Below are 4,126 nucleotides of genomic sequence, written 5' to 3' on the forward strand. Positions count from 1 at the left end.
CGGTCAATAACCAGCTTGGCAGATTAGTCCTGATTATGTTGCTCGATCCTGTGCTAGGCATGATCCATAACATGATCCATAGTTAGTATGGATCATCAAATGAAGTACCGACATTTGCTTCTAGCCACTTAGCGATCGCATTTTGGCTTTCTTGGTCTGTTGCTAACCTTTCCCCCCATCCAAGAAAACAGTTGTGCAATTTGATCACTATGAATAGCTCTGGCTATAGCTTCCGATATCCACAGCGGTTCCCTCACTTAGCCAGCTCCCTCAACGCATTTTCATACCTCTTGCTGACTTTCTGATAAGCTGCCATTACCGTATGAAGCTTCCCCCACCTGGTTATCACCGTTCGCGTAGCGTGGCGATAGCCAGGTGGGGGTGTCCTATGCTAATCATGAGCTACGAAGCGCCCACAGATCACACAAACAAGCCCAGCTTCTAGGCGATCGTCCAGACCTTTTGCTGGGACGACCCTCGTTGCCATTTCTGCGAACGAGTTTAAACACGCCTCTAGCACCGATATTGTAAGCACCGTTAAGATCAGCATTGAATCGCTTACCTGAAGAGAAAGTTGCTAGGGCATAATTCTTCGAGTCACGTTTGACCTTGCCGGAACCATCAAAGCCAAGTTTGGAGGTGTAAGCCGCCACAACCTCTACCACTTTGCCGCCCAATTCAGCCCACTTCATTTCAGTAAAATCGCGAATTTTTGCCTTAAGCCACCCATGAAAGCGTTGACGGAGGTTAGACCGCTTATGTCCACCTTTTGCCTTCCATCCTTTAAGGTTCTCAAATACGATTGCTTCAGAATTGAATTTTTTAGCAATCTCAACAATTCGCTTAGAAACTACATGGCCAATTTGATTATTGATTCTTCGGCATTTTTGATAAGTTTTAGAGCAGAACCCTTTATGGAGTTTTCCGCCCTTGCCCATGGTCAATGATGCCCGCATAGATACGGATTTTAGTCGCTTATCCCGACGGTCTATGTCTCTCCCAGGGTGGATAAACTCCCTGTGGATTACAGTGCCGCTGTGGGTCACGACCGCTATAGTCGCAGTAGTATTAATTCCTAGATCTACCGCAGTTACATTAGCCTCTGGTTTCCGCTTTTCTGGCTTACAACTAAACGGAACTGACAGATGACAAACTCTTTCATTAAAAATTAAAGACGGTGACAGCATTTTGTTGCTTGCCACTTGATGTCTTTCTCTTAGACCGGTAATTTGAACGTTAGTCCAAACCCAATCTGAACCATTGAATACTTTGATCTCAACCTGTTCGCGCAGCGTCGGCTTCGCCGAATCAAAACCGTAAAGTTTATAACATTGACCCTTGTATAAAGCCGGATAACAACCAGCGTCAGCATTTAGCCGTGGAGGTTTAGTGTCTCTCCTTTTTCGCGTACCCGATTGCCATTCGTTATACCGGGTCACGAAACTACTAACCTGACCAGCAGCAAAAGCAATCGCAGCTCGACGGTAATAGCTTGGAAATTTGTAAAAAGCTTTGTTGAACTGGGGGTATTTTATATTAGGACGTTTAGCCGTTTCATGCATTAACCGCTCAACAGCAGGAGTTAGCTGATTGGCCGTAGGCCACGCTACGCGATCGGCTGTTAAAGATCCTAGTTGTGCCCAATGGGTGTAAATGATGCCAACCAAAAACCGACAAGCACGGCGGTATATCTTAACCGTTTCTCCAAAAAATACTTTTTGATCTGGAGTCGGGTTAAGTTGCCACTTATCGGTTCTTATGATTTTGGTCGGCGTTTTCACTGTTTTACAAACTCGGTTACAACTAATATTTTAACTTACATAAAATAAAATGACAATCGACAATTACTGTTCCCGGCTTTTGAATACTTGGATCAGCGTGGACTAACCCCCACCTGAACGTTCGCGTAGCGTGGCCTGCGGCCAGGTGGGGGAATGCGTCTCACGGCTTGTTCAAACTCAGGGTCTTTCGTGGTGATTTCAACACCATCAGCAGTTTTTGTGATAAATACAGTATCTCCTTGGCCGTTCGGCCACGCTACGCGAACACCAACATTCAGCTGTTGTAGAATCTCTTCAGGTAGGGTTATGCCTAGGTAATTACCAATTTTATTAATTTTGAGCTTGTACATATTGCAAAGGGAGTTGGGAGTCGGGAGTCGGGAGCGGTGCGACCCGTGGCGAATTTAATTACGGGTCAAGCGCACTCCCTGGGAGTCGGGAGTCGGGGGTCGGAAGAGGGAAAACAATCCTGTATACCTAGGGTGCGACCCAAGGCCGCGAGCAATCCCTCGCGGCCTTGGAGGTGCGCGCCTGATAGTTATGGAAACCCCCTCAGCTCCTAATCTATACTTCCAGTGCTAGAAAGTCTTTGGAAAGAATATTTTGGTTTATGCATAATTCTTCTAATCCTCGGTGATAGTTATTATAGATGACGAAATACTGGTAAAACAACGAAATAAAAAGAGTTGAGTAGGCATCTTGCCCCAAGAAAAAAATTTAGATTTGGCTAGATATCACTTCTAAAAAACTCTTAAAACCATCCCATTATCAAGTTATTTCGAATAATCCATAAACTCTAAAACAATTAAGCACTCACAGAGTATTAATTACTTACTTTCAGTCTCTGTCAGGCTTACATTGTAATAGTTTTAGTTTTTGGACTCTGTAATTAAGTTTGTGCATCAATTTACAATCAACAGGGAGAAGAAGATATGGCTACTTATTATCCTGATAACTTTGACAACACCATTTATGGCACCTCTGGTAATGACTCTCTTTATGGTTATGGAGGCAGTGACACTATGTATGGTGGCTCTGGCAATGACATGCTAATTGGTGGTTTTGGCAATGACTACCTGAGTGGTGGCTCTGGCAATGACTATCTGAGTGGTGATATAGGCAGTGACACTATGTATGGTGGCTCTGGCAATGATATTTACGTGTTTGATGATCTTGGAGATGTAATTGTCGAAAACGTCAATAGCGGTATTGATACTGTCTACACCAACCTAAACTATACTTTGGGAGATAACCTGGAAAACTTAATCCTGATTGCAAATGTTCACTTTGGTTATGGTAATAGCCTTAACAATAGGATCGATGGTAACAGTTTTCACAACGACCTTTGGGGTAAATCAGGTAATGATAGCTTGCATGGCAATGCTGGTAATGATGCTCTTCGTGGTGATTTAGGCAATGACTACCTCAATGGTGGTTCTGATAATGACTACTTGTTTGGTGGCTATAACCATGACGTCCTGATCGGTGGGTCTGGTAATGACTATCTCAAAGGTTATGAAGTTAATGGTTACTGGGAACGGGACGTCCTAACTGGTGGTATTGGTGCTGATACCTTTGTCTTAGGTAATAAGAGTTCAAATACCATAGCGTACTCTGGTGATGGTGGTTATGGATACGCTACAATTACAGACTTTAATAGTGCACAAGGTGATAAAGTTCGGCTAGGCGGTAGTATAGGTGGTTACACTATGAATTACAGTAATGTTGGTGGAAGCTTAGCACTAGATACAAACCTGTATTACCAGAATGACTTAATTGCCGTTTTCTATGATAATACTAGCTTTAATCTTGCTAATGATGCAATATTTTAGCGGGAGCAGGTCTTGCGTTGCAGAACATTTGTACTATGTCCCATTAGAGCAAGCTTAAACCCATCAGGGGGCTATAGATAATGTACAAATATTCATAAGTCACATGCTCCCCCTATTACCTATTACCTATTACCTATTACCTATTCCCTATTACCTATTACCTATTACCTATTACCCAGATAAGCGTACAAATGTTCTGCATAAGTGACATGCTCCCTATTTTAGCTTCCATAGGATTAAAACGTGTTGCTGATGTGAAGTATGAAATAGATACAGCAAATTCTTGGGTTTTAGCCAGCAGGGAGAAGCTCAGAGGGCGTCATTGCTTAATAACGGAATGATTTTAATAGTTTTGTGGAATGGACATCTTGCCTGTTTCCTGTTTCTTGCTCCCTACTCCCTGCTCCCTAAAAACCTATAAAGAAAGTACCTAACAGTAATTGTAAACTCCTGTATTGTATCTTGGAAAATAGATTTGATTAAATTGCATTTTAGTGGTATACTATTTAATTA

Annotated in this window: 4 protein-coding genes; 1 reads left to right on the top strand and 3 read right to left on the bottom strand. The window is 42.7% G+C overall.

Annotated features, from left to right (window positions below; all coding sequences use genetic code 11):
• Positions 1–82: 82 nt before the first annotated feature.
• The 3 genes from F6K53_RS35405 to F6K53_RS35415 form a co-directional block, all read right to left on the bottom strand.
• The gene (locus tag F6K53_RS35405) at positions 83–208 is read right to left on the bottom strand and encodes a hypothetical protein (protein ID WP_293083984.1); all 126 of its coding nucleotides are present in this window, start codon (positions 206–208) and stop codon (positions 83–85) included.
• Positions 209–395: 187 nt separating this feature from the next.
• Positions 396–1,781 (bottom strand): transposase, encoded by a 1,386-nt coding sequence (locus F6K53_RS35410; RefSeq protein WP_293083987.1) that lies wholly within the window; start codon positions 1,779–1,781, stop codon positions 396–398.
• 92 nt (positions 1,782–1,873) lie between these two features.
• The gene (locus F6K53_RS35415) at positions 1,874–2,131 is read right to left on the bottom strand and encodes a hypothetical protein (RefSeq protein ID WP_293083990.1); all 258 of its coding nucleotides are present in this window, start codon (positions 2,129–2,131) and stop codon (positions 1,874–1,876) included.
• Positions 2,132–2,713: 582 nt separating this feature from the next.
• On the opposite strand from F6K53_RS35415, the gene F6K53_RS35420 reads away from it, so the two are divergent.
• Complete coding sequence (locus F6K53_RS35420) at positions 2,714–3,613, top strand: calcium-binding protein (RefSeq protein WP_293083993.1); 900 nt, start codon at positions 2,714–2,716, stop codon at positions 3,611–3,613.
• Positions 3,614–4,126: the final 513 nt, after the last annotated feature.

The sequence above is a fragment of the Moorena sp. SIO4A1 genome (assembly GCF_010672065.1).
Lineage (GTDB): Bacteria > Cyanobacteriota > Cyanobacteriia > Cyanobacteriales > Coleofasciculaceae > Moorena.